Source organism: Streptomyces sp. BL1 (assembly GCF_057628045.1).
The window spans coordinates 5614878-5640645 of the sequence record NZ_JBXYWZ010000002.1 but is presented as its reverse complement, the minus strand read 5'-3'; the positions used below and the strand labels follow the sequence as shown (position 1 = coordinate 5640645).

Annotated in this window: 22 protein-coding genes and 1 riboswitch; of the genes, 15 read left to right on the top strand and 7 right to left on the bottom strand. The window is 73.4% G+C overall.

The features are described 5' to 3' along the window. The first annotated feature begins 160 nt into the window (after nt 1-160). From AC3AGO_RS24745 to AC3AGO_RS24735, 3 genes are all read left to right on the top strand, one after another. Complete coding sequence (locus tag AC3AGO_RS24745) at nt 161-790, top strand: GntR family transcriptional regulator (protein ID WP_487822430.1); 630 nt, start codon at nt 161-163, stop codon at nt 788-790. Nucleotides 791-1053: 263 nt separating this feature from the next. Beyond that, the gene (aceE, locus tag AC3AGO_RS24740; protein ID WP_487822429.1) at nt 1054-3738 is read left to right on the top strand and encodes a pyruvate dehydrogenase (acetyl-transferring), homodimeric type; all 2685 of its coding nucleotides are present in this window, start codon (nt 1054-1056) and stop codon (nt 3736-3738) included. A gap of 155 nt (nt 3739-3893) precedes the next feature. Next, nucleotides 3894-4931: a helix-turn-helix transcriptional regulator gene (locus tag AC3AGO_RS24735; RefSeq protein WP_487822428.1), complete on the top strand. Its 1038-nt coding sequence runs from the start codon at nt 3894-3896 to the stop codon at nt 4929-4931. On the opposite strand, the gene AC3AGO_RS24730 is transcribed toward AC3AGO_RS24735, so the two are convergent. After that, the gene (locus AC3AGO_RS24730; RefSeq protein ID WP_487822427.1) at nt 4915-5838 is read right to left on the bottom strand and encodes an SDR family oxidoreductase; all 924 of its coding nucleotides are present in this window, start codon (nt 5836-5838) and stop codon (nt 4915-4917) included. The two genes, AC3AGO_RS24735 and AC3AGO_RS24730, sit on opposite strands and share 17 nt — an antisense overlap. Nucleotides 5839-5948: 110 nt before the next feature. On the opposite strand from AC3AGO_RS24730, the gene AC3AGO_RS24725 reads away from it, so the two are divergent. Then, entirely contained in the window at nt 5949-6479 is a 531-nt protein-coding gene (locus tag AC3AGO_RS24725) for a DUF4240 domain-containing protein (protein WP_487824797.1), read from the top strand. Here AC3AGO_RS24725 and AC3AGO_RS24720 read toward each other — a convergent pair. Next, nucleotides 6457-6969, bottom strand: a complete 513-nt coding sequence (locus AC3AGO_RS24720) for an N-acetyltransferase family protein (RefSeq protein WP_487822426.1) — start codon at nt 6967-6969, stop codon at nt 6457-6459. The genes AC3AGO_RS24725 and AC3AGO_RS24720 overlap by 23 nt on opposite strands. Before the next feature lie 50 nt (nt 6970-7019). Beyond that, complete coding sequence (locus AC3AGO_RS24715) at nt 7020-7409, bottom strand: hypothetical protein (RefSeq protein ID WP_487822425.1); 390 nt, start codon at nt 7407-7409, stop codon at nt 7020-7022. Nucleotides 7410-7532: 123 nt separating this feature from the next. On the opposite strand from AC3AGO_RS24715, the gene AC3AGO_RS24710 reads away from it, so the two are divergent. The 6 genes from AC3AGO_RS24710 to AC3AGO_RS24685 all read left to right on the top strand — a co-directional run bounded on the left by AC3AGO_RS24710 (nt 7533) and on the right by AC3AGO_RS24685 (nt 13033). Then, nucleotides 7533-8423 (top strand): TIGR01777 family oxidoreductase, encoded by an 891-nt coding sequence (locus tag AC3AGO_RS24710; RefSeq protein WP_487822424.1) that lies wholly within the window; start codon nt 7533-7535, stop codon nt 8421-8423. Between the two features lie 723 nt (nt 8424-9146). Continuing rightward, nucleotides 9147-10670 carry an NAD(P)/FAD-dependent oxidoreductase gene (locus AC3AGO_RS24705; RefSeq protein WP_487822423.1) on the top strand — a complete coding sequence of 508 codons (1524 nt, stop codon included), beginning with the start codon at nt 9147-9149 and terminating at the stop codon, nt 10668-10670. A gap of 313 nt (nt 10671-10983) precedes the next feature. Continuing rightward, nucleotides 10984-11277 carry a hypothetical protein gene (locus tag AC3AGO_RS24700; RefSeq protein WP_487822422.1) on the top strand — a complete coding sequence of 98 codons (294 nt, stop codon included), beginning with the start codon at nt 10984-10986 and terminating at the stop codon, nt 11275-11277. Nucleotides 11278-11357: 80 nt separating this feature from the next. Beyond that, the gene (gene cobF / locus AC3AGO_RS24695) at nt 11358-12188 is read left to right on the top strand and encodes a precorrin-6A synthase (deacetylating) (RefSeq protein ID WP_487822421.1); all 831 of its coding nucleotides are present in this window, start codon (nt 11358-11360) and stop codon (nt 12186-12188) included. Between the two features lie 81 nt (nt 12189-12269). Further along, nucleotides 12270-12671 carry a DnaJ family domain-containing protein gene (locus tag AC3AGO_RS24690; RefSeq protein ID WP_487822420.1) on the top strand — a complete coding sequence of 134 codons (402 nt, stop codon included), beginning with the start codon at nt 12270-12272 and terminating at the stop codon, nt 12669-12671. 125 nt (nt 12672-12796) lie between these two features. After that, nucleotides 12797-13033, top strand: coding sequence for a chaplin (locus AC3AGO_RS24685; protein ID WP_487822419.1), 237 nt, complete (start codon nt 12797-12799; stop codon nt 13031-13033). A gap of 99 nt (nt 13034-13132) precedes the next feature. Here AC3AGO_RS24685 and cobN read toward each other — a convergent pair whose 3' ends face one another. Beyond that, complete coding sequence (gene cobN, locus AC3AGO_RS24680; RefSeq protein ID WP_487822418.1) at nt 13133-16753, bottom strand: cobaltochelatase subunit CobN; 3621 nt, start codon at nt 16751-16753, stop codon at nt 13133-13135. A gap of 34 nt (nt 16754-16787) precedes the next feature. After that, nucleotides 16788-16952, bottom strand: a riboswitch (cobalamin riboswitch). Nucleotides 16953-17009: 57 nt separating this feature from the next. On the opposite strand from cobN, the gene cobG reads away from it, so the two are divergent. The 3 genes from cobG to AC3AGO_RS24665 are packed head-to-tail and all read left to right on the top strand — an operon-like array spanning nt 17010 to nt 20646. Continuing rightward, nucleotides 17010-18503, top strand: a complete 1494-nt coding sequence (cobG, locus tag AC3AGO_RS24675) for a precorrin-3B synthase (protein WP_487822417.1) — start codon at nt 17010-17012, stop codon at nt 18501-18503. Between the two features lie 11 nt (nt 18504-18514). Then, nucleotides 18515-19141 carry a precorrin-8X methylmutase gene (locus AC3AGO_RS24670; protein WP_487824796.1) on the top strand — a complete coding sequence of 209 codons (627 nt, stop codon included), beginning with the start codon at nt 18515-18517 and terminating at the stop codon, nt 19139-19141. Then, nucleotides 19138-20646 carry a precorrin-2 C(20)-methyltransferase gene (locus AC3AGO_RS24665; protein ID WP_487822416.1) on the top strand — a complete coding sequence of 503 codons (1509 nt, stop codon included), beginning with the start codon at nt 19138-19140 and terminating at the stop codon, nt 20644-20646. The genes AC3AGO_RS24670 and AC3AGO_RS24665 overlap by 4 nt, the downstream gene beginning before the upstream one ends. A gap of 46 nt (nt 20647-20692) precedes the next feature. On the opposite strand, the gene AC3AGO_RS24660 is transcribed toward AC3AGO_RS24665, so the two are convergent. Further along, nucleotides 20693-21454 carry a cobalt-precorrin-6A reductase gene (locus tag AC3AGO_RS24660; protein ID WP_487822415.1) on the bottom strand — a complete coding sequence of 254 codons (762 nt, stop codon included), beginning with the start codon at nt 21452-21454 and terminating at the stop codon, nt 20693-20695. An 11-nt stretch (nt 21455-21465) separates the two neighbouring features. Between AC3AGO_RS24660 and AC3AGO_RS24655 the strand changes: the two genes are divergently transcribed. Beyond that, nucleotides 21466-22638, top strand: a complete 1173-nt coding sequence (locus AC3AGO_RS24655; protein WP_487822414.1) for a cobalt-precorrin-5B (C(1))-methyltransferase — start codon at nt 21466-21468, stop codon at nt 22636-22638. A 61-nt stretch (nt 22639-22699) separates the two neighbouring features. Here AC3AGO_RS24655 and cobM read toward each other — a convergent pair whose 3' ends face one another. Continuing rightward, nucleotides 22700-23530, bottom strand: a complete 831-nt coding sequence (gene cobM / locus AC3AGO_RS24650; protein WP_487822413.1) for a precorrin-4 C(11)-methyltransferase — start codon at nt 23528-23530, stop codon at nt 22700-22702. Nucleotides 23531-23585: 55 nt separating this feature from the next. After that, entirely contained in the window at nt 23586-24824 is a 1239-nt protein-coding gene (gene cbiE, locus AC3AGO_RS24645; RefSeq protein WP_487822412.1) for a precorrin-6y C5,15-methyltransferase (decarboxylating) subunit CbiE, read from the bottom strand. A gap of 98 nt (nt 24825-24922) precedes the next feature. On the opposite strand from cbiE, the gene AC3AGO_RS24640 reads away from it, so the two are divergent. Beyond that, nucleotides 24923-25396: an NUDIX domain-containing protein gene (locus AC3AGO_RS24640; protein ID WP_487822411.1), complete on the top strand. Its 474-nt coding sequence runs from the start codon at nt 24923-24925 to the stop codon at nt 25394-25396. The last annotated feature ends 372 nt before the right edge of the window (nt 25397-25768 follow it).

Below are 25768 nucleotides of genomic sequence, written 5' to 3'. Positions count from 1 at the left end.
TTTCTGCTGGCCAGAGCGTGACGGCGCCCCCGCCCGGTGAATTCCGGGCGGGGGCGCCGCCGTTATAGTCCAGTCCACCGGCGTTCACCTCGGGAGGGTCCGGGGGATCCCCCGGGGAAACGCGGCACCCTCACTGTTGTCTGCCTCTACAGGAGCCCGCATGACTCCGCCCGTCGTTCACTCGCTGCGCGAGCAGATCCACGAGCACATCGTCGACGGCATCATCAGCGGCCGCTGGAAGCCCGGAGAGCGCATCGTGGAGCGGCGGATCGCGGTGGAGATGGAGGTCAGCCAGACGCCCGTGCGGGAGGCGCTGCGGGAGCTGGAGGGGCTCCGGCTGATCGAGTCGGCCCCCAACAAGGGTGTGCGGGTACGGGAGTTGTCGGCCGCGGACCTGGAGGAGATCTACCCGGTACGGGCCGGTCTGGAGCAGATCGCCGCCGAACTGGCCGCTCCCCGGCTGGCGGAGGACGACTCGGCGCTGCGTCCGCACGTGGACGCGCTGTACGAGGCGGACCGGGCCGGTGACGGCGAGGCGCAGACGCGGCACACCGTGGGCTTCCACCGGGAGCTGGTGCGGGCCGCGGGGAACAGCGTGCTGCTGCACACCTGGGAGGGGCTGGGCATCGAGGTGTGGACGGCGCTGTCGATCCGCTGGCTGGGCACGGTGCAGCAGTCGTACGCGGAGGAGCACGAGGCGGTGCTGGCGGCGTTCCAGCGGCGGGATCCGGACATCGCCGCGATCGTGAAGGCGCACGTGCTGGGGTGCGCGCCGCGTTCCGCCGGCTGAGCCCTGCCGGATGAACCCTGCCGAGTGACCTGCCGGATGAGCACTGTGCGTGCTCGGATGGGCGGCGAACGCGCACGTCAGAGGGGGTTTTTACGGCACGTCGTGCCGACTTTCGTGGCACGGAATGCCAATTTCGCTCACACCTTTGATCGATCATCGATCGTGGGCGTACAGTCCTTTCGCTGGGGCTCTCCCCTGTCCTGCCCCTTCAGGGAAAACCAGCCCGCACACCCCCTTGTCCGTCCGTCCGGAAGGTGGCCACCATGCCCGACCCCGTACGTCATCAGCCGAACGAGCTCGACCAGCTCCCGGACCGCGACCCCCAGGAGACCGCCGAATGGCGCGAGTCCCTGGATGCCGTGACCGAACACGCGGGGCCCGAGCGCGCCTCGTACCTGATGCGTCGCACCCTGGGCCATGCCCGGGAGAGCGGGCTGGCCGTCCCGGACGCGCTGGAGACGGACTACGTCAACACCATCCCCACCTCCGCCGAACCGGAGTTCCCCGGTGACGAGGAGATGGAGCGGAAGATCACCGCCTGGAACCGGTGGAACGCCGCCGCCATGGTGACCCGCGGCTCGAAACTCGGGCTCGGCGGGCACATCGCCACCTTCGCCTCCGCCGCCTGGCTCTACGAGACGGGCTTCCAGCACTTCTTCCGCGGCAAGGAGAGCGACGGCTCCGGCGACCAGCTCTACATCCAGGGCCACGCCTCCCCCGGCATCTACGCCCGCGCCTTCCTCGACGGCCGGCTCGGCGAGGACGACCTCGACCGCTTCCGCCAGGAGGCCGGCGGCAACGGCCTGCCCTCCTACCCGCACCCGCGGCGGCTGCCGTGGCTGTGGGAGTTCCCGACCGTGTCCATGGGTCTGGGCCCGCTCTCCGCGATCTACCAGGCGCGGTTCAACCGCTATCTGACGAACCGCGGCATCAAGGACACCGCCAACTCGCACGTCTGGGCCTTCCTCGGCGACGGCGAGATGGACGAGCCGGAGTCGACCGCCGCACTCGCCCTCGCCGGGCGCGAGCAGCTCGACAACCTCACCTTCGTCATCAACTGCAACCTGCAGCGTCTCGACGGCCCGGTCCGCGCGAACTTCAAGATCGTGCAGGAGCTGGAGGCGCAGTTCCGCGCCGCCGGCTGGAACGTCGTCAAGTCGCTGTGGGGCACCGCCTGGGACGAGCTGTTCCAGCTCGACACCACCGGCGCGCTGGTCCGCCGCATCCGCGAGGTGCCGGACGCGCAGTTCCAGACGTACGCGACCCGCGACGCCGCCTACATCCGCGAGCACTTCTTCGGCGCCGACCCGGCGCTGGTCGAGATGGCGAAGCTGCTGAGCGACGCCAAGATCGCCGAGTGTTTCCAGACCTCGCGCGCCGGCCACGAGCCCCGCAAGGTGTACGCCGCGTACAAGGCGGCCGTCGAGCACAAGGGCGGGCCGACCGTCATCCTGGCGCAGACCGTCAAGGGCTGGACGCTGGGCCCGGGCTTCGAGTCCCGGAACGCCAACCACCAGATGAAGAAGCTCACGGGCAAGGAGTTCCGCGCCATGCGGGACCTGCTCGAACTCCCCATCCCGGACAGCAAGCTGGACGAGGACATCGTCCCGTACGTGCACCCGGGCAAGGACTCCCCCGAGTTCAAGTACCTGCAGGAGCGGCGCGCGGAGCTCGGCGGCCCGGCGCCGGCCCGCAAGGTGCAGCCGGTCTCGCTGCCCGCCCCGGCGGAGAAGCCGTTCGAGGCCCTGAAGAAGGGCTCCGGCTCGCAGGAGATCGCCACCACGATGGCGTTCGTCCGCCTGGTCAAGGACCTGATGCGGGAGAAGGAGACCGGCAGGCGCTGGGTGCCGATCGTCCCCGACGAGGCGCGCACCTTCGGCATGGAGTCGCTCTTCCCGTCGGCCGGCATCTACTCGCCGCTCGGCCAGACCTACGACCCGGTCGACCGCGACCAGCTCCTGTACTACAAGGAGGCCAAGGACGGTCAGATCCTCAACGAGGGGATCACCGAGGCCGGTTCGATGGCGGACTTCACGGCCGCGGCCACGTCGTACGCGACGCACGGCGAGCCGATGATCCCGTTCTACATCTTCTACTCGATGTTCGGCTTCCAGCGGACCGGCGACCAGTTCTGGGCGCTCGCCGACCAGTTGGGCCGCGGCTTCGTGCTCGGCGCGACCGCCGGCCGTACGACGATGACCGGTGAGGGTCTCCAGCACGCGGACGGCCACTCGCCGCTGCTGGCCTCCACCAACCCGGCCGCGCTGATCTACGACCCGGCGTTCGCCTTCGAGGTCGGCGCGATCGTCAAGGACGGCCTGCGCCGCATGTACGGGCCCGACGCGGACCAGAACGAGGACATCTTCTACTACCTCACGGTCTACAACGAGCCGAAGGTGCAGCCCGCCATCCCGGAGGGCGTCACCGAGGAGCAGATCACCAAGGGCCTGTACCGCTTCAACCAGGGCGAGTCCGCGGGCGAGGACGCGCCGCACACGCAGCTGATCGCGTCCGGTACGGCGATCCACTGGGTGCTGGAGGCGCAGCAGAAGCTCCGCGAGGAGTGGGGCGTGACCGCCGACGTGTGGTCCGCGCCGTCCTGGAGCGAGCTGCGGCGCGACGCGCTGGAGTGCGACGCGGCGGCGCTGCGCGGCGAGGAGCGGGTGCCGTACGTGCAGCGCGCGCTCGACGGCGCGCCCGGTCCGGTGCTGGCGGTCTCCGACTGGATGCGGCAGGTTCCCGACCAGATCTCGCAGTGGGTCGAGCAGGACTGGACCTCGCTGGGCACGGACGGCTTCGGCCTCTCCGACACGCGCGAGGCTGCGCGCCGGCACTTCGGTGTCGACGCGGAGTGCGTCGTCGTCGCGGCGCTGGCGCAGCTTGCCCGCCGTGGCGAGGTCAAGCAGGAGACGGTCCGCCGCGCGGCGGAGGCCTACGGCCTCGCGTAACGCTTGGCCTGGCGGCCTGAGGGCCTGCCTTTGCGGTGACGGCCGCCGTGTTCCGCGTTTTGGCGCGGGGCGCGGTGGCCGTTCTGCGTTTCGGTGTGGGCGGGTGGTCCGCCCCTCTGGGCGGGCCGCTGCCCTCGGCGGGGCAGAATGGGTTTATGCGGGCTGCTCGGCTTATTCGGATGGTGTTGCTGCTGCAAGCGCGGCGGGAGATGACCGGGGCCGAACTCGCCGCCGAACTGGACGTGTCGGAGCGCACCGTGGCCCGTGACGTCCTCGCGCTGTCCGAGGCCGGCGTGCCCGTGTACGCCGACCGGGGCCGCGCCGGCGGCTACCGCCTCGTGGGCGGGTACCGGACGCGGCTGACCGGGATGGGCCGGGACGAGGCGGAGGCCCTGTTCCTGTCGGGGGTGCCCACCGCGCTGCACGACATGGGCCTCGCGGACGCCGCGTCCGCCGCGCGGCTGAAGGTGTCGGCCGCGCTCGGCCCGCATCTGCGGGACGCGCAGACCACGGCGGCGCAGCGGTTCCACCTGGACGCTCCCGGCTGGTGGAACGAGCCGGAGCGCCCCGCGATGCTGCCCGCGCTGGCCGACGCGGTGTGGGACGACCGCCGGGTGACGGTGCGTTACCTCCGCAAGGAGACCGAGGTGGAGCGGGAGCTGGAGCCGTACGGTCTCGTGCTGAAGGCGGGCGTCTGGTATCTCGCGGCACGGGTGACGGGAGACGGGAACACGTGGCGGGTGTACCGCGTGGACCGGGTCGTCTCCGTCGTGCCGGGCGGCGAACACTTCGTACGGGACGAGGAGTTCGGTCTCCCGGCGTTCTGGGCCGAGCGTGCCGCCGCGTTCGCGCGGTCCGTCCTGCGCGACGAGGTCGTCGTCGTGCTGACCGAGCGCGGCGCGCGGCAGCTGCGGCACGTGACCGACCGTACGGCCGCCGAGGAGGCGCTGGAGAAGGCCCGCGCGGGCGAAGGGCCGGACGCGGACGGCCGGCTGACCGTCACGCTGCCCGTGGAGAGCCTGGAGGTCGGCTACGCGCAGCTCCTCGGGCTCGGTCCGGAGTGCGAGGTGCTGGAGCCGCCGTCGCTGCGCGAGCGCTTCCGGGACGCGGCGCTGCGTACGGCGGCGCTGTACGGAGGCGGCGCGGCGGAAGGGCGTGACGAGGGGTCTCCGCCGGTCACCGGTAGCCCGTGACGTCGGCGGGCTTGCCCGCCTGTTCGACCTCGGCGATGTACCGCCACGCGTCGGGCTGCGAGCCGTCCGTGTCGGTGAAGCCGTACTCCTGCGCGAGGCCGCCGCTGGAGAGGGACTGCCCGTTGAACCGGGCGACGTCCGGGTCGCAGGCGAGCGCGGTGACGGCCCGTCCGATGTACGCCGGCGTCTCGGAGATGGCGAAGTGCGGGTTCTGCGCGCAGCCGTCCCGCCAGTTCTCCTCGGTCACCTTGAACGCCGTGTCGAGCATGAACTCCGAGCGCAGCCAGCCGGGTGTCAGACAGACCGCGGTCGCGCCGTACTCGGGGAGCTCCTGCGCGAGCCCGTGGGCCATCCGCAGCGGCGCGTTCTTCGCGAGGTCGTAGTAGAAGGGGTGCCGGTAGCGGCGGTTGTACTCCGCCGTGCCGTCGGTGACCTCCACCACCAGTCCGCCGGGCTCCCTGATGAGCAGCGGGATCGCGTACCGGCTGGTGACGATGTGCGACTCGACGCCCAGCCGCAGGACGCGCAGCCCCGCGTCCAGATCGTGCTCCCACATCTTCCGGTCCCACTGGACGAAACGGTCGCCGCCCCACATGTCGTTGACGAGCACGTCGAGGCGGCCCTGTTCGCGGTCGATGCGCTCGGTCAGCGTGCGCACCTGCTCGGGGTCGAGATGGTCGGTGGGGACGGCGATGCCCGTACCGCCCGCCTCCTCGATCAGTTCGGCCGTGCCCTCGATGGTCTCCGTCGAACGGCCGGTCTCGCTCACCTGATCGCGGGTCGTCCGCCCCGTGGCGTACACCGTGGCGCCCGCCCTGCCCAGCTCGACGGCCATGGCCCGGCCGGCTCCGCGAGTGGCGCCGGCGACCAGAACGACCTTGCCCCGGAGGGCTGATGCTGTGTTCACCCGAGTGTCCTTTCCGTGATCTGTCCGACCAGTCGGACGATAACGAGTTCAGCGGCATCTGAGGGACTTCGCGTGCGTCGGAAGGGCTGAGGGCCGATGCTGAGTGCGTGATGGAAGAAGCGGAGTTCTGGGAGCTGATCGATTCCACCCGCGGGGCCGCCGAGGGCGACCCCGAGGAACAGGCCGACCTGCTCATCGACCGGCTGGCCCAGCTCGATCCCGATGCCGTGACGTACTTCGCCCGGCACTTCGAGTCCCGGTTCAACCGCGCCTATCAGTGGGATCTGTGGGCGGCGGCGTGGATTCTGCTGGACGGGGCGAGCGACGACGCGTTCGACTCCTTCCGCTGCTGGCTCATCGGCCAGGGCCGGGAGGTCTTCGAGGGCGCGGCGCACGACGCGGACGCGCTGACCGTGCTCCTCGTCGACTTCGACGAGGAGCTGGACGGCGAGGCGGAGGATCTGGGCTATGCGGCGGACGAGGCGTACGAGCAGCTGACCGGCGTCGAGCTGCCCGGTCTGGGGCTGCCCGAGCCGCCGGAGGAGCCGGTGGGCGCGCCCGTCGACCTGGAGGACGACGCGGCGCTGGCCGAGCGGCTGCCCAAACTGTGGGAGCGGTTCAGGGGTTGGGGGTCCACATGAGCCGACGGCCCATCAGCACGTCGTCCACGTAGGCCCCGTCGAGGAGGAACTCCCCCGGCAGCACCCCTTCCACCACGAAGCCCGCCGACTCGTAGACGTGTCGTGCGGGCGCGTTGTGTCCGAGCACCCGCAGGGTCATCCGTACGGCGCCCTCCCGGCGTGCACGCTCGCACGCGGCGTCGACGAGTGCGGCGGCGACTCCCCGGTGGCGGGCCCACAGGTCGACGGCCAGCCCCTGTATCTGCCGTACGTGGGCGTGGCAGGCGAGGGACGTGGGGCGGACGGTCCGGATGAACCCGGCGACTCCGTCCGCCGGATGCTCCGCGACGAGGAACTGGTCCGGGCGGTGCGCCGCGTCGAAGAACGGGTCGTACGGCGCGACGGGCCGCGGCTGGACGGAGTGCAGCGTCGACCAGGTGCGGCGTTCCACCTCGGCGAGGGCGTCGCCGTCGGACTGTTCGGCGACACGGATGACCATCGAGGACCCCATGCGCGCCACGGTGCCCCTCCGGCGCCACGGAGTCCAGAGTGCCTCCCGGTTCACAGTCCGGGCGGGCGACGGCTGCCGTGCTGCAACAGTTCGCCCCAGCCGGACAGTGCCGTCCCGGGGTCCAGCATGTGCAACGCGTGCCAGAGAGTCACCGTCACGCTGTCCAGTACGGGCACCCCGTGCTGCCGTTCGGCCTCCGCGGCGAGGGGCGCCCCGTACACGTTCGTACAGAGAACGGCCGCGGCCTGGACGTCGTCCGGGCGGGCGACGGCGGCCAGTTGGGCCGCGATCCGGGTGACCGGTACGCGCGCGAAGTGGGCGGTGGCGATGCCTCCGGTTGTGTCGAGGATGCGGGAAGTCACCGGCTCCAGACAGGTGTTGGAGGACGGGACGATCATTCCGATGCGACGGTCGCGGGCCGGGCTGCCGTTCTGGTCCATGCGGCTGCTTCCTCTCCCTGGTGCGCGGAGGCACGTCCGGTACGGGACGGAGCCCAGTGAACCGTTTGCACGGAATGGCCCGCCAGGCTTCGTACAGGCCGGCAGCCGGGGCAGGATGGGGGCATGCGGATCGCGATCAGTGGGGCCGGCGGGCTCATCGGTACGGCACTCACGCAGTCCCTGCGGAAAGACGGGCACGAGGTCGTCCGGATGGTGCGCAGAGAGGCACAGTCCGGGGACGAGGTGCAGTGGGACCCGAAGCGTCAGTATGTGGACCTCTCCGGCCTCGCCGGGTGTGAGGCTGTCGTGCACCTCGCCGGGGCCGGCATCGCGGACCGACGGTGGACCGATGCGTACAAACGGGAGCTGCGTGAGAGCCGGGTGCTGGGCACGGCGGCCGTCGCCGAGGCCATCGCCTCCCTCGACTCCCCGCCCCACACCCTGCTCGTGGGGTCGGCCGTCGGGTACTACGGCGACACGGGCGACCGTGCCGTCGACGAGAACTCGCCGCCCGGCAGCGGGTTCCTGGCCGACCTCGTCGTCGACTGGGAGGGCGCGGCGGCACCCGCCGAGGAGGCCGGGATCCGTACGGCGTTCGCCCGCACCGGGCTCGTGGTGTCCCGTCAGGGCGGGGCGTGGGGGCGGCTGTTCCCGATCTTCAAGGCGGGGCTCGGCGGCCGGATCGGCGACGGGCGGCAGTACTGGAGCCACATCGCGCTGCACGACCACGTCGCCGCGCTGCGCCACATCCTCGACACCGCGGAACTGGCGGGGCCCGTGAACCTCACGGCGCCCGAGCCCGTCACCAACCGCGAGGTCACCGCCGCCATGGGGCGGGTGCTGCACAGGCCGACGCCGTTCCCCGTACCGGCGTTCGCCCTGCGTGCGGTGCTGGGCGAGTTCGCCGAGGACGTGCTGGGCAGTCAACGGGTGCTGCCCGTACGGCTGTCGGAGTCGGGCTTCAACTTCGCCTTCCCCGGCATCGACGACGCGATCCGCGCAGCGTTGCGCTGAACGCGCGGGCCGTGACAGGCCGGGGCCCCATGCCTCCGCAGGCCGTGAGGGGCCCCGCGCCCTCAACTCCGCCACGGTGGCGGGCAGTCCAGCAGGACGGTCCGGCGGACCGGGACTGACCGGGCGCGGCACGCGCTCGGACCGCCGGGCTGTACCGCTCGGCTCGTTTCCCGCTGCGGCGGGAAGAAGGGGCGCGGGCCGTCGCGGGCCGGCCACCGGCGTGCGTCCGTGCGGGCCCGCTGACCGGGCGCAGCTCACGCTCAGGCCGCCGGGCCGTACCGCTCGGCTCGATTGCCGACGCGGCGGGAAGAGGGGGCGTGGACCGTGGCGCGCCGGCCACCGCCGTGCGGCCGTGCGGGGCCGCTGACCGGGCGCAGCTCGCGCTCAGGCCGCCGGGCCGTGGCGCTCGGCTCGTTTCCCGCTGCGGCGGGAAGAAGGGGCGCGTCGGCCACCGCCCGGCCTGCCGCAGGCATCCGTGCGACCCCGTGCGACCGTGCTCTGGCGCTGCGCGGATGGCGTCGCTCCGGGTGCCGCATAGAGTCCGCACAGTCGTGTCCAACTCGGGTATTACCCGTGCCCGTTGGGGCATGACGACGACAGACGCGCACGCGTGGCCGCACCATGGCCCCGACGCGTCACTTCGCTCCGCATCTCCCCCAGCCCGCTGGGGTCAGCACCCCCACATTCCCCTCACACCGCGCGCCGACCACAAGGGGAGGCACTGTGCGTACCGAGCACACCCAGGACACCGGCGGAAGCGTCACAGCCGGCGAGTCCGATGTCGTCATCGTCGGAGCCGGGCTCGCCGGGCTCGCCACGGCCCGCCATCTGACCGCAGCAGGACTGCGCGTGACCGTCCTGGAAGCCGCCGGCAGGGTGGGCGGCCGGATGGTCACCGACGAAGTGGACGGTTTCCTGCTCGACCGCAGCCCGCTCCTCCTCTGTCCCGGCTGGCCCGAACTCCGCCGTCTGCGGGGCCTGTCGGAGCTCACACTGATGCCCCTCGCCCCGGGTGCCCTGCTGTACACGGACGGCCGCACGCACCGTGTCGGCGAGCTGCGGCGCCCGGGTGCCGCCGAGGCCCCGGGACGGCGTACGGTCCGGCAGCCGGGACGCGGCCGGGACCCCCGTACGGAACGGCGGGCCGACGGGCGCACACGGGGCGCACTCACCACGGCGCGCGCACTCACCAGCGCTCGCGGCCGGGCCGCCGTGACCGGCGCGCTGGACCTCGTACGGCTGCGGAACGCCCTCGCGCGGTTCGCGGCCCTGCCGCCCGAGCGGCTGCTGAACCGCACCGAACTCCCCGCAGCGCAGGCGCTGTCGGCACGCGGACTGCCCTCCCGTACGGCCGACTCGCTGGTGCGGCCGCTGCTGTCGGCGCTGCTGTGCGATCCGGAGCTGACCACGTCCAGCCGCGTCGCCGACCTCACGCTGCGCAGCTTCGCGCGGGCCGGCCTGTGCGTGCCCGAGGGCGGCGCGCAGCGGCTGCCCGAACTGCTGGCGGCGGGGCTGCCGTCGGGGACGGTCCGCAGAGGCGTACGGGCCGTCTCCGTGACGACGAGAGGGGTGGCCACGGAGGAGCACGGCACGTTCGGCTGCCGTTCCGTCGTCGTGGCGACCGGTGCGCTGGAGGCGGCCGAACTGCTGCCCGGGCTGCGGGTACCGGACTTCCACCCGGTGACAGTCCTGCACCACGCCGTCGACAGCACAGCGGACGGCGCACCTCAAGGGGCCGGCCCGCAGGGCCTGTCGGGCGCCGGCGGTACGGAAACCGAACTGCCCTCCCTCCTGGTCGACGGGGACAACGGCGCCGGGGCGCGTTCCCTCGCACCGGCCGGCGGGCCCGTCTCGCACAGCTGGACCGCCTCCGCCGTCGACCCCGTACGCGCGCCGCGGGGCCGTACCCTCGTCACGTCCGTGGTGCTGGGCAGGGCGACGACCGACCCGGCCGCCGTACTCGACAAGGCCGCGCGGCCCCAACTGGCCGCGCTGCACGGCACGTCCACCGACCACTGGACGCTGCTCGCCGCGCACCACGACCCGTACGCCGTGCCGGCCATGCCGACGCCGCACGATCTGCGGCGTCCCGTGCGGGTGCTGTCCGGTCTTTACGTGTGCGGGGACCACCGGGACACGAGTTCCGCGCAGGGTGCGCTCGTGTCCGCGCGGCGGGTGACGCACGAGATACTGCGCGACTTCCAGCTGCCGCTGCCAGCCTTCGGCGAGGTGCCGGTCGCGGCGTAGCCGCGTGGGCGCGTACGCGCTGCGCGAGCGTGCCGCGTGCGCCGCTTCGTGTGCCCCGCGACATCGTCGGACGGCTGCGGCCACGCCGTGGCCGGGGATGCGCAGTTCCCCGCGCCCCTTATCAGCGCGCAGTTCCCCGCGCCCCTTCTGCGCCGTTCCCCGCGCCCCTCCGTCTCTGTTTCCTCAATTCGAACATCTTTCCCAACTCCCGTCTCCAGCAGGGGTTTTGTCAGTGCCGGCCGGTATTCTGGGTACAGAATCAGCAAGGGTCCGAGCCCTCCCTGCGGGGCTCGGAGCACTCTGGAGGTCGCCGATGCCCGTACTCACTGCCCGGCCCGAGACCACGACGACCACGACCCCTCTGACCCACTTCTCGACGCTGCCCGTCCTGCCGAAAACGCCGCTGCCCGCCGGGCTTCCGCGCGAGTGGTATGTGACGCACAACCGGCAGCTGAAGGCGATGCGCATCGCCATCGCGCTGCTCGACACAGGTGTCTACACGCCGCGTCAGGCATCCGACCGGGTCATACACGCCACGGCCGACCGGATCGGCGTGCATCCGCCGTCCGGCACGACCTGCCGGCTGGTGCGCAGCCTGCTCCCGTGACCCGCTGAGGCGCTCGTGACCTGTCGTTCCCTCTGCCGTGGTGCCGTCCGGACGGCACCACGGCAGGCACACTGGCAGGTGTGCGACACATCCTCGTGATCGGGATCGGCGCCGGCGACCCCGACTATCTGACACTGCAGGCGGTCAAGGCCGTGGCGCGGGCCGACGTCTTCCTCCTCGTCGACAAGGGCCGGGAGAAACAGGACCTGGCGGACCTGCGGCAGACCGTCCTGGAACGGCACGCCCCGCAGCCGCACCGGATCGTGGAGGTCCGCGACCCGGAGCGGGAGCGCCCGGCGGAGCAGTCCGCGTACACCGGCGCGGTCGAGGACTGGCGCCGCCGCCGCGCCGGTCTGTACGAGCGGGCGCTGCGCGACGAGCTCGCCGACGGCGAGTGCGGCGCGTTCCTCGTGTGGGGCGATCCGGCGCTGTACGACAGCACGTTGGCCGCGCTGGAGGAGGTGCTCGCGCACGGCGAGGTGGAGTTCACGTACGAGGTCGTGCCGGGGATCAGCGCCGTCTCGGCGCTGGCGGCGCGGCACCGCACCGCGCTCAACAGGGTCGGCGGGCCCGTACAGATCACCACCGGCAGGCGCCTGGCCGAGGAGGGCGTGCCGGAGGGGGTGGACGATCTGGTGGTGATGCTCGACGCGCAGCAGGCGTTCACCCGGCTCGACGACGGCGCGGACGCCCACGGGGAGCCGGCCGGTGACGCTGCCGAGGAGACCGCCGGGCCCGGAGCGGGCGAGTGGCGGATCCACTGGGGCGCGTACGTCGGCACCGACGACGAGCTGCTCGTGTCCGGGCCGCTGCGCGAGGTCGCCGGCGAGATCGAGGAGATCAGGGCCTCGGCGCGGGAGCGCAAGGGCTGGATCATGGACACGTATCTGCTGCGGCGGCACCGCGGCTGAACCGCGGCCGGCGCACCGGACGGGCCGCACCCGGCGGACCCGTCGTACCGGAGGACCGCACGACGGCGAGGAGGCCGTACCGTGACCGAACGCAAACCGCCCGGCATCAGCCAGGAGTCGTGGGTCGACCGGCAGATCCGCGAGGCCGCCGAGCGCGGCGCCTTCGACGATCTGCCGGGCAAGGGCGAACCGCTGCGCGGGCTGGACGAGCCGTACGACGAACTGTGGTGGGTGCGGGACAAGTTGGAGCGCGAGCAGGTCAGCTATCTGCCGCCGTCTCTCGCGCTCCGCAAGGAGGCGCAGGACGCGTACGAGGCGGCCGGGCGCGCGGACTCGGAGCGCGAGGTGCGGCGCGTCCTGCAGAGCGTCAACGAGAGGATCCGCGAGGCGATCCGTACGCCGCCGCAGGGGCCGCCGCTCAATCTGGCGCCGTTCGACGTGGAGCGCGCCGTCCGGGAGTGGCGCGAACGGCACGGCGGCTGAGCCGTACCCGGAGACCGTGGAGGCCGTGGAGTCCCCGGTCCCACGGGTGGAGCACTTCGCGTGGCGAGCGTACCGGGGGGCTGTGAGCGTCGTGATGTCAGCTGTCCCAGCCCACAGGAGTGAGAATGCGTCTTCGTACCGCAGTCGCCGCCACCGCCTTCGCCGCCTCCGCCGTGCTCGGCGGAGCGTCCGCCGCCGTCGCGGACTCCGGCGCCCAGGGGACCGCCGCGAACTCTCCCGGCGTCATCTCCGGCAACCAGGCCCAGGTCCCCGTGCACGTGCCGGTCAACGCGTGCGGCAACACCGTCGACGTCGTCGGGGTGCTCAACCCGGCGATGGGCAACGGCTGCGCCAACAAGTAGGCGGGCACACACCGGAGGCCCGGTGCCGTCCCTCCCGAAGGAGGGTCGGCACCGGGCCTCTCCGCGTGTCACGGCCGCCGGGGGCGCCGGCGTCCGCGGTCAGTCGTCGTTCTCGAGCTCGCCCTCGGCCTCCAGGAAGACCTGCCGGAGCTCTTCGAGCACCGCCGGGTCCGGCTTCTCCCACATGCCGCGGGACTCGGCCTCCAGCAGCCGCTCCGTGATGCTGTGCAGCGCCCACGGGTTGGCCTGCTGGAGGAACGCGCGGTTGTCGGCGTCCAGCACGTACGTCGAGGCGAGCTTGTCGTACATCCAGTCGGCGACGACGCCGGTCGTGGCGTCGTAGCCGAAGAGGTAGTCGACGGTGGCCGCCAGCTCGAAGGCGCCCTTGTAGCCGTGCCGCTGCATCGCCTGGATCCACTTGGGGTTGACGACGCGGGCGCGGAAGACGCGGGAGGTCTCCTCGACGAGGGTGCGGGTGCGGACCGTCTCGGGGCGGGTGGAGTCCCCGATGTACGCCTCGGGCGCGGTGCCGCGCAGCGCGCGGACGGTGGCCACCATGCCGCCGTGGTACTGGAAGTAGTCGTCGGAGTCCGCGATGTCGTGCTCGCGGGTGTCGGTGTTCTTGGCGGCGACCGCGATCCGCTTGTACGCGGTCTCCATCTCGTCGCGGGCCGGGCAGCCTTCGAGCTCCCTGCCGTACGCGTAGCCGCCCCAGGTCGCATAGACCTCGGCCAGGTCGGCGTCGGTGCGCCAGTCGCGGCTGTCGATCAGCTGGAGCAGGCCCGCGCCGTACGTGCCGGGCCGGGAGCCGAAGATGCGGGTGGTGGCCTTGCGTTCGTCGCCGTGCTCGGCCAGGTCGGCCTGGGCGTGGGCGCGTACGTGGTTCTTGTCCGCGGGCTCGTCCAGGCCGGCGGCGAGGCGTACGGCGTCGTCGAGCAGGCCGATGGTGTGCGGGAAGGCGTCACGGAAGAAACCGCTGATACGGAGCGTCACATCGACGCGGGGGCGGCCCAGTTCGTCCAGCGGGATCGCTTCGAGACCGGTGACGCGGCGCGATGCGTCGTCCCACACGGGGCGGACGCCGAGCAGCGCGAGGGCCTCGGCCACGTCGTCGCCGGCGGTGCGCATGGCGCTGGTGCCCCACAGGGACAGGCCGACGGACGCGGGCCAGTCGCCGTTGTCGGAGCGGTAGCGCTCCAGCAGCGAGTCGGCGAGGGCCTGTCCGGTCTCCCAGGCGAGCTTGCTGGGCACGGCCTTGGGGTCGACGGAGTAGAAATTGCGGCCCGTCGGCAGCACGTTGACGAGTCCGCGCAGCGGCGAGCCGGACGGGCCCGCCGGGACGAAGCCGCCGTTCAGCGCGTGCACCGCGTGCTGGATCTCCTGCGTGGTGGCGGCGAGCCGCGGCACGACCTCGGCGGCGGCGAACTCCAGGATGCTGCCGACCTGTTCGCGCTGCTCGGCGGGGAGGTCCGCGGTGACGCGGGACACGGCGGCCGGGTCCCAGCCGGCTTCCTCCATGCCCTCGATGAGCACACGGGCCGCGTCCTCCGCCGTGTCGGAGCCCGTACGGTCGGACGCCGACTCGTCGAGGCCGAGGGCCTCGCGCAGGCCGGGCAGCGAGGTGGTGCCGCCCCAGATCTGGCGGGCGCGCAGGATGGACAGGACGAGGTTGACGTGCGCCGCGCCTTCCGGGGCCGAGCCCAGGACGTGCAGGCCGTCCCGGATCTGGGCGTCCTTGATCTCGCACAGCCAGCCGTCGACGTGGATCAGGATGTCGTCGAACTTCTCGTCGTCCGGGCGCTCTTCGAGGCCCAGGTCGTGGTCGAGCTTCGCGGCCTGGAGCAGCGTCCAGATCTGTGCGCGGATCGCGGGCAGCTTCGCCGGGTCCATGGCGGAGACCGCCGCGTGCTCGTCGAGGAGCTGTTCCAGGCGCGCGATGTCGCCGTAGCTCTCGGCGCGGGACATCGGCGGCACGAGGTGGTCGACGAGCGTGGCGTGCACCCGGCGCTTGGCCTGGGTGCCCTCGCCCGGGTCGTTGACCAGGAACGGGTAGATCAGCGGCAGGTCGCCGAGGGCCGCGTCCGGCGCGCAGGCGGCGGACAGTCCGGCGTTCTTGCCGGGCAGCCACTCCAGGTTGCCGTGCTTGCCCAGGTGGATCATGGCGTCGGCGCCGAAGCCGCCGTCGTCGCGGTCGGCGGACATCCACCGGTAGGCGGCCAAGTAGTGGTGCGAGGGCGGAAGATCGGGGTCGTGGTAGATCGCGATCGGGTTCTCGCCGAAGCCGCGCGGCGGCTGGATGAGGATCAGCAGATTGCCGCGGCGCAGCGCCGCGAGCACGATGTCGCCCTCGGGGTTGCTGCTGTCGTCGACGAACATCTGGCCGGGCGGCGGGCCCCAGTGCTCCTCGACGGAGTCGCGCAGCTCCTGCGGGAGGCGGGCGTACCAGCGGCGGTAGTCGGCGGCGGGGATGCGGACCGGGTTGCGGGCCAGCTGCTCCTCGGTGAGCCAGTCCTGGTCGTGGCCGCCGGCCTCGATCAGGGCGTAGATCAGTTCGTCGCCGTCGCCGGACTCCAGGCCGGGCACCGGCTCGGCGCTCTCGTCGCCGAAGTCGTAGCCCTCCTCGCGCAGCCGGCGCAGCAGGGCGACGGCGCTGGCGGGGGTGTCGAGGCCGACGGCGTTGCCGATGCGGGAGTGCTTCGTCGGGTACGCGGACAGCACCAGCGCGAGGCGCTTCTCCGCGTTCGGCGTGTGCCGAAGACGGGCGTGGCGTACAGCGGTTCCGGCGACGCGGGCCGCGCGCTCGGGGTCGGCGACGTACGCGGGCAGGCCGTCCTCGTCGATCTCCTTGAAGGAGAACGGGACGGTGATGAGCCGGCCGTCGAACTCGGGCACGGCGACCTGGCTGGCGGCGTCCAGCGGGGAGACGCCCTCGTCGTTCTCCTCCCACGCGGCGCGCGGGCTGGTGAGGCAGAGCGCCTGCAGGATCGGCACGTCCAGCGCCGCGAGCGCGCCCGCGTCCCACGACTCGTCGTCGCCGCCCGCGGACGCCTCGGCCGGCTTGCTGCCGCCGGCGGCGAGCACGGTGGTGACGATGGCGTCGGCTTCCCGCAGCTTGTCGAGGAGTTCGGGCTCGGGGGCGCGCAGCGAGGCCACGTACAGCGGCATCGGCCGGCCGCCGGCCTCCTCGACGGCGCCGCACAGGGTGTCGACGAAGGCGGTGTTGCCGCTCATGTGGTGGGCGCGGTAGTAGAGCACCGCGATGTCCGGGCCCGCGGCGCCGTCCTTCGCGGTGCGCTCCAGCGGGCCCCAGGTGGGCGCTGCGGCGGGCGGCTCGAAGCCGTGCCCGGTGAGCAGGACCGTGTCGGAGAGGAAGCGGCCGAGCTGGTCGAGATTGCCGGGGCCGCCGTGCGCCAGATAGGCGTGCGCCTCGGCGGCGACGCCGATGGGGACGGTGGACGCCTCCATCAGCTGTGCGTCCGGGGCCTGTTCACCGGTGAGGACGACCACCGGGCGGTCCTGCGCCAGCAGCTGGTCGATGCCCTCCTGCCAGGCACGGAGTCCGCCGAGGAGGCGGACGACGACGAGATCGGTGCCCTCCAGCAGACCGGGCAGCTCGTCGAGGTCGAGGCGCGCGGGGTTCGCGTACCGGTACGGCACGGGCCCCTCGGACGCGCGGGCGCTGAGCAGATCGGTGTCGGAGGTGGACAGCAGCAGGATCATGCGGCGTCGGCCTTCCTCGGGGTCCGCGCCCCGGGCGGTGAGAGTGACGGCGGGAGTTCCTGGCTCACCCGGCGGCTGCAGGAATCACAGCCGATGGGCTCACAGTGGCGGGACCGCACCGGATTCGCACCGGTCTTCCTCCCCCTGGAGCCGTCGCTGACGGAGGCGGACCGCGTGGCCCGCCGCACAACATAGTAAGGGTCCGGCCAACCGCGGGGACGATACGGCCTGCGGAAACGTCGGTATGCTCGCCGCCATGCCGCAGCTCTCCTCGACACCACGAACATGGGCGAATCCGCCCGTACGGGACCGCGGTGACGCCTGCCCCGGAGCGCTGCGCCTGCACTCGGCGGACGACGGTGCGCTGGCCCGGATCCGCATCCCCGCAGGCCTGTTGACCGCCCGGCAGGCGGTGGCGCTGGCGGACGCGGCGGACCGGCTCGGCGACGGCCGCATCGACATCACCTCGCGCGGAAACCTCCAGCTGCGCGGCCTGGACGAGTGCTGCGCCGGCCAACTGGCGTCCGTACTGGAGACGTCCGGCCTGCTGCCCTCGCCCCGGCACGAACGGGTGCGCAACGTCGTCGCCTCGCCGCTGAGCGGGCTGGACGGTGCGGGCGACGGCGATGTGCGCGGCTGGGCCGGCCACCTGGACGCGCTGCTGTGCGCGAACGAGGAGGCCACGGCGCTGTCCGGGCGCTTCCTGTTCGCCCTCGACGACGGGCGCGGGGACGTCGCTTCGCTCGACGCGGATGTGACCTTGCTCGCGCTGCCCGGCGGCGACGCGCTGCTGCGCGTCGGCGACGAACCGGCGGCGGTCCGGGTGCGCGGAGACCACCGTGACGCAGTGCCCGGCGCGGCGCTGGCGGCCGCGGAGATGTTCCTCACGGCCATACGGGACACCGGTGCACATGTCTGGCGGGTACGTGAACTGCCCGCGGGACAGACCGGGTTCGCCCACCGCCTCCCGGACACCCTTCAGGAGAAGGGGATATCGGCGACATACGTCGCGGATGCGCCCGCCCCTCGGGGCGCCCCGCCCTCGCCCGGCGCCGTGACGGGTGCCGGTTCGGGGGACGCTCCCCGCGCGCTGTCCGTCGTCGCGCCGCTCGGCAGGCTGACCGCCGCGCAGTGGCGGCAACTGGCGGGCGTGGCAGCGCAGGACGGGACGGGCGAACTGCGGGTCACACCCTGGCGGGGCGTCGTCCTACCCCTGCCCGGACTGTCCGCTGCCGGACTGTCCGAGGGCGTCTCCGGAGAGGCCACCGCCGGACTGTCCGCCGACGCGGCCGGTGAGCGGCTTCGCGCCCTCGACGCGGCGGGCCTGATCACCGGCCCCTCCTCCCCCTGGCTGGGCGTGGGAGCGTGCACGGGGCGGCCCGGCTGTGCGAAGTCCCACCGCGATGTACGGGCCGACGCGGCCGCGGCCGTCACGGAGAGCATCGTCACAGAGGCCGCCGTCCCGGAGCACGCGCTGCCCGTCTACTGGTCGGGCTGTGAACGGCGTTGCGGACACCCGCGAGGCGACTGGGTGGATGTCGTCGCGGACGAGGAGGGCTACACCGTGCGCGTTCGGGGAGAAGACCCAGTCGGGCCGGAATCCGCGCACGGGACCGGACCGGAATCCGTGGACAGGCGCGGACTCGCCGGCGCGGTCGCGTCGGCACGTGCGCGAGGGACGCGTACGGCAGCCGCCGCGCTGACAGCCACAGCCGGCACCACAACAGCGCACACAACAGTGACGAGATGAGCGGGAGCACAGTGTTCGAGTACGAGAAGGACGGCGCGGAGATCTACCGCCAGTCCTTTGCCACCATCCGGGCCGAGTCGGATCTCGCGGGCCTGCCCGCCGAGGTCAGCCAGGTCGCGGTCAGGATGATCCACGCCTGCGGGATGGTCGATCTCGTCCGTGATCTCGCGTACAGCCCGAAGGCCGTCATCCGTGCCCGCGAGGCGCTGCAGGCCGGGGCGCCGATCCTGTGCGACACCGCGATGGTCGCCAGCGGGGTCACCCGCAAGCGGCTGCCCGCGGACAACGCCGTACTGTGCACGCTGTCCGACCCCGCGGTGCCGGGGCTCGCCCGGGAGTTGGGCAACACCCGCACCGCCGCCGCGCTGGAACTGTGGCGCGACCATCTGGACGGCGCCGTGGTGGCCGTGGGCAACGCGCCCACCGCGCTGTTCCGGCTGCTGGAGATGATCGAGGAGGGCGCGCCGCGTCCGGCCGCGGTCATCGGCGTGCCCGTCGGCTTCATCGGCGCTGCCGAGTCCAAGGACGCACTGGCCGAACATCCCTCCGGCCTCGACCACTTGGTCGTGCGCGGGCGGCGCGGTGGCAGCGCCCTCGCCGCGGCCGCGATCAACGCGATAGCGAGCGAGGAAGAGTGAACGAGCAGCACCCCCAGCACGCGACAGGCCGGCTCTACGGCGTCGGGCTCGGCCCCGGCGACCCGTCGCTGATGACCGTACGCGCCGTCGAGGTCATCTCGGAGGCCGATGTCGTCGCGTACCACAGTGCGCAGCACGGCCGTTCCATCGCCCGCTCCATCGCCGCGAAGCACCTGCGCGAGGACCACATCGAGGAAGCCCTCGTCTACCCGGTCACCACCGGGACCACCGACCATCCCGGCGGCTACAAGGGCGCGATGGAGGACTTCTACACCGAGTCCGCCGCGCGGCTCGCCGCGCACCTCGACGCCGGCCGTACGGTCGCCGTCATCGCCGAGGGCGACCCGCTCTTCTACGGCTCGTACATGCACATGCACAAGCGGCTCGCCGACCGCTATCCGACCGAGGTCATCCCCGGTGTCACCTCGGTGAGCGCGGCGGCGGCCCGGCTGGGCAAGCCGCTCGCGGAGGGCGAGGAGGTGCTGACGATCCTGCCGGGCACGCTGCCCGAGGAGGAGCTGGCGTCCCGGCTCGCCTCCACCGACGCCGCGGTGGTGATGAAGCTGGGCCGTACCTTCCCCGCCGTACGGCGCGCGGCCGAGCGCTCCGGGCGGCTGGCCGAGACGCACTACGTGGAGCGCGCCACGATGAGCGGCGAACGTACCGGCGCGCTGGCCGAGGCGGACGCCGAGAAGGTGCCGTACTTCTCCGTCGCCGTGCTGCCCAGCCGGGTGGACCACGAGCCGGAGCCGCGGGAGCGCGGCGAGGTCGTGGTGGTCGGCACCGGGCCCGCCGGGCCCATGTGGCTGACGCCGGAGGCGCGCGGTGAACTGGCCGCGGCGCAGGACCTGGTGGGCTACACGACGTATCTGGACCGGGTGCCGGTACGGGCCGGCCAGCAGCGGCACGCCTCCGACAACAAGGTGGAGTCGGAGCGCGCCGAACTCGCCCTCGACCTGGCCCGGCGCGGCCGCCGGGTGGCCGTGGTCTCCTCCGGTGATCCGGGGGTCTTCGCGATGGCCACGGCCGTACTGGAGGTCGCCTCGCAGGAGACGTACGCGGACGTGCCCGTACGGGTGCTGCCTGGGGTGACGGCCGCCAACGCGGCCGCGTCCCGCGCCGGTGCTCCGCTGGGCCACGACTACGCCGTGATCTCCCTCTCCGACCGGCTCAAGCCGTGGGAGACGGTGGCCGAACGGCTGTCGGCCGCCGCGTCCGCCGACCTGGCGCTGGCCCTCTACAACCCCGGTTCGCGCAGCCGTACCTGGCAGGTCGGGAAGGCCCGCGAGGTGCTGCTGGAGCACCGCGCCCCGGACACCCCCGTGGTGCTGGCGCGCGATGTCGGCGGCCCCGAGGAGGCGGTGCGGACGGTGCGGCTCGCCGAACTCGACCCCGATCAGGTCGACATGCGCACCATCCTGCTGATCGGCTCCTCGCAGACGCAGCACGTGGAACGCGGCGACGGCGACACCGTGTGGACGCCCCGTCGCTATCCGGAGAGCTGACGGGCGAGCCGGCGGGCCGGATGCCGGCGGGCGGGCCGACGGTCCGTCAGCCGAGCCGGGCGCGCAGCCACTCGGCTGCCTGCCCGGCGCCGGGCACCACCGGCACTCCCTCGGGAACCTCCGGCCTGCGGACGATCACCACGGGCAGGCCGGCCTCCCGGGCGGCGGCGAGCTTGGGCGCGGTGGCGGAACCGCCGCTGTCCTTGGTCACGACGACGTCGACACGGTGCTCCCGCAGCAGCCGCCGCTCCCCTTCGAGGGTGAAGGGGCCGCGGTCCAGCAGTACCTCCAGGTGCCGCGGCTGCGGGGGTTCCGGAGCGTCGACCGACCGCAGCAGGAACCAGAGTTGATCGAGTCCGGCGAAGGCCGCGAGCCCCATCCGCCCCGTGGTGAGGAACGCGCGCCGGCCCAGCGCCGGCAGCATTCCGGCGGCCTCCTCCAGCGAGGCCGCCGGATACCAGTCGTCGCCCTCCCCCGGCACCCAGCCGGGCCGGCGCAGAGCCAGCAGGGGAACATGAGCGGCGGCCGCGGCACGCGCCGCGTGGAAACTGATCGTGCCGGCGAAAGGATGTGTGGCGTCGATGAGCGCGTCCACCTGCTGCTCGCGCAGCCAGCGCGCCATGCCCTCCGTACCCCCGAAGCCGCCGGTCCGGGTCTCCCCCGGCAGCGGCCCCGGCCGTGCGACGCGGCCCGCGAGCGAGGTCGTGACCCGCAGCCGGTCCGCGTCCGGCCACTCCACCAGCCGCGCGGCCAGCTCCCTGGCCTCCGTGGTGCCGCCGAGGATGAGCACGTGGCGTGCGCTGTTCATGGGGTCCTTTCGTGACTGAGCAGAACGGTACGGGCGAGTCCGGGTCCGGGAGCGGTACAGCCGGGGCGGGCGGGCGCAGCGCCCAACTCAAGCACACGGGGCTGCGGCCCGGCTGGACGACCGGCGCCTGCGCGACGGCCGCCGCGACCGCCGCGTACACCGCGCTGCTGACCGGCGACTTCCCCGACCCCGTGGACATCGTGCTGCCCAAGGGGCACACGCCGTCCTTCGCGCTGGCGGCCGAGGAGCTGACGGCGGACGGCGCCGCGACGGCGGGCATCGTCAAGGACGCCGGCGACGATCCGGACGTGACGCACGGGGTGCTGATGCGGGCGACCGTACGGGAGTTGCCGGCCGGTTCCGGGGTGGTCTTCCGCGCCGGGCCCGGCGTCGGCACGGTCACCCGCCCCGGGCTGCCCCTGGAGGTGGGCGAGCCGGCCGTGAACCCCGTGCCGCGTTCGCTGATCCGGGACCATGTGGCGCGGGTCGCGGCGCGGTACGGCGGTACGGGCGACGTCGAGGTGACGGTGTCCGCGGACGGCGGCGAGGAGATCGCCCGCAGCACGTGGAACCCGCGGCTCGGCATCCTGGGCGGGCTGTCCGTCCTCGGCACCACGGGAGTCGTCGTCCCGTACTCCTGCTCCGCGTGGATCGACTCGATCCGCCGCGGCGTCGACGTGGCGCGTGCGGCGGGCCGCACCCACGTGGCCGGCTGCACCGGTTCGACGTCGGAGAAGACGGTGGTGGCCGAGTACGCCCTGCCCGAGGACGCGCTGCTGGACATGGGCGACTTCGCGGGCGCGGTGCTGAAGTACGTACGCCGTCATCCCGTCGAACGCCTCACGGTCTGCGGCGGGTTCGCGAAGCTGTCCAAGCTCGCCGCCGGTCACCTCGATCTGCACTCCGCGCGCTCCCAGGTCGACAAGGGCTTCCTCGCCTCGCTCGCCCGGCAGGGCGGCGCCGACGAGGAGCTCGCGGCGGCCGTCGCGGACGCCAACACGGGCCTCGCCGCACTCCAGTTGTGCGCCGCGGAGGGCGTACCGCTCGGCGATCTGGTCGCCGCGACGGCGCGGGACGAGGCCCTCGGGGTGCTGCGGGGCGCGCCCGTCGCGGTCGACGTGGTCTGCATCGACCGGGCGGGCACCGTCGTGGGCCGGTCCGCGGTCCGCGGGCCCCGCGACTGAACGGCCGGCCCGCGGGTCCGCGGCTGACAGTCGGTCCGCGGGCTCCGCGGCTGACGGAACGTCAGGAAGCGTCGGCTTTCGTGCTGTTGCCGGCTGCCGCGCTGTCGCCGATTGCCGCGCCGTCGCCGGATGCGCTGTCGCAGGGGGCGTGCGGGCGTTCGCGGTCCGCGGAGTAGAGGTGGCTGTCGCCGAACTGCTCGGCGCCCAGCGACCGTCCGACCAGGATGACCGCGGTCCGTACGATGCCCTCGGCCTTCACCTGCCCGGCGATGTCGCCGAGGGTGCCGCGCAGCACGACCTCGTCGGGGCGGCTGGCCATCGCCACGACGGCGGCCGGGCACTCCGGGCCGTAGTGCGGCAGCAGTTCGTCGACCAGCCGGTCCACGTAGCGTGCCGCGAGGTGCAGGACGAGCAGCGCCTTGCTGCGGCCCAGCGTCGCCAGGTCCTCGCCCTCGGGCATGGCGGTGGCCTGCTGCGCGAGGCGGGTCAGCACGACGGTCTGGCCGACGGTGGGCACGGTGAGCTCCCGCTTCAGCGCGGCAGCGGCGGCGGCGAACGCGGGCACGCCCGGCACCATCTCGTACGGCACGCCCGCCGCGTCGAGCCGGCGCATCTGCTCGGCGACGGCGCTGAACACCGACGGGTCGCCGGAGTGCAGCCGGGCCACGTCGAGGCCCTCCTCGTGGGCGCGCACCAACTCGGCGGTGATCCGGTCCAGATCGAGCTGCGCGGTGTCGATGAGCCGCGCGTCCGCGGGGCATTCGTCGAGGAGTTCGCGGGGCACGAGGCTGCCCGCGTACAGGCAGACTCCGCAGGAGGCCAGCGTACGGACGCCGCGCACCGTCATCAGGTCGGCGGCGCCGGGGCCGGCGCCGATGAAATACACGGTCATGGTTTGTCTCCAGGGGTGGGGTCGCTTCGCGCTGTGCCGGGGGACGGCGCCGGGGTCAGTAGTCGGCGGCCTTCGTGACGGACCACTGGGTGACCGGCATGGCCTGGCGCCAGCCGGTGAAGCCGCCCACGGGGACGGCGTGCGCGACGGCGAGGCGGACGAGTTCGCCGCCGTGCCGGCCGTACCACTGCGCCAGCAGCGCCTCGGATTCCAGCGTCACGGTGTTGGCCACGAGCCGGCCGCCCGCGGGGAGCGCCTCCCAGCAGTGCTCCAGCACGCCGGGCGCGGTGAGCCCGCCGCCGACGAACACGGCGTCGGGGGCCGGGAGTCCGGCCAGCGCCTCGGGGGCCGCGCCGGTGACGACGCGCAGGCCCGGTACGCCGAGCGTGTCCGCGTTCCGCCCGATACGTGCCGCGCGTTCCGGGTCGCGTTCGACGGTGACGGCGCGGCAGCTGCGGTGGGCGCGCATCCACTCGACGGCGATGGAGCCGGAGCCGCCGCCGACGTCCCACAGCAGTTCGCCGGGCGCCGGCGCCAGGGCGGCGAGGGTGGCAGCCCGTACGTGGCGTTTGGTGAGCTGCCCGTCGTGCTCGTACGCGTCGTCGGCGAGGCCCGGAACGGCGGCCAGCCGCCGCGCGTCCGGGGCGCGGCGGCACTCCAGCGCGAGCACGTTCAGCGCGGCCCCCGGCTGTTCCCGCCACTCCTCGGCGACGCCTGCCACCTGCCGTTCGGCGTCCCCGCCGAGCTGTTCCAGCACCCGCATCCGGGTCGGCCCGAAGCCGCGCTCCGTCAGCAGTTCCGCGACCTCGGCGGGCGTACCGGCGCCGGCGCTGAGCACCAGCAGCCTGCGGCCGTCGTACAGCGACGCGGTGAGACCCGCGAGGGGCCGTCCGACGAGCGTGACGACCTCGGTGTCCTCCTGCGGCCAGCCGAGCCGGGCGCAGGCGTACGAAACGGACGAGGGGTGCGGCAGTACGCGCAGCGCGTCGGGCCCCGCCTCCTCGGCCAGCGCCCTGCCGATGCCGTAGAACATCGGGTCGCCGCTGGCCAGTACGGCGATCCGGCGCCCCTTGTGCGCCGCGAGGATGCCGGGCACCGCGGGCCGCAGCGGCGCGGGCCACGCCACGCGCTCCCCCGTACACGCGTCGGGCAGCAGCCCCAACTGGCGCGCCCCGCCGACCAGCACCTCCGCCTCCAGGAGCGCCGCCCGCGAGGCGGGGGCCAGGCCCTCCCACCCGTCGGCCCCGATGCCGACGACGGCCACTGCCGGTACTGCTGTGTGTGCGGAGCTCACTACCGTTACCTCGTCGGGGGCTGGGAACGCCCCGACTCTACTGTCCACACCCCATCCCACCGGCCGCCGGGGCGCCCCGGCGCGGGAAAGGAGCCCTCGTGTCCGAACCGTCCGTGTCCTGGGTGGGGACCCTGTTGGCGGCTGCTGTGATCGTGCATGACCGGCGGCGGGAGCGGGTGCTGTTGCTGCGGCGGGGGCCGCGGGCGCGGTTCGGGCGGGGGATGTGGGATCTGCCGGCGGGGAAGAACGATCCGGGCGAACCGGTCACGGAGACCGCGGTACGTGAACTGCGCGAGGAGACGGGGCTGGAGGTGGCGGCCGGGGAGCTTCGCGTGGCGCACGTCGTCCACGGGGCGCACGCGGCGGAGGGGCCGAACGGCTACCTCTGTGTCGTCTTCGCCGCGGACTCGTGGCGCGGCGAGCCGGTCAACAGGGAGCCGCACAAGCACGACGAGCTCCGCTGGTTCCCGGCCGGTGACCCGCCCGAGCCCTTCGTGCCCAGCAACGCGGAGGCGCTGCGTGCGTACCTCGGGGAGAGGCCGCTGCTGTCCCTGCGCGGGTGGGGCGACTGACCCCCTGAGGGGGAGGACGGGGCCGGGCGGACGGCGCCCCCGCCCCCCAGCCCGGCAAGGACGCGCGGCCCGGCCCGTCGTGGGACGGGCCGGGCCGCGGCGCGGTGAGTGAAGTGGCTCGGGTGGCTGAACGAGGCGGAGGGCAGGGCGTCTTGGCACCCTGCGAGGCGCCCTCCGGTGCGCCCTCCGGTCCTGCCTCGGAGGCCGGCCCAGAGGCCGGCTCGGGGGCCCGATTCGGGGGCCGATTCGGGGGCCGATTCGGGGGCCGAGTCGGGGGCCGATTCGGGGGCCGGCCCAGAAGCCGGCCCGTCACCGTCGGCCGGCGCCCGACTCCCGGCGCCCGACTCCCGGCACCCGGCTCCCTCGTGCCCT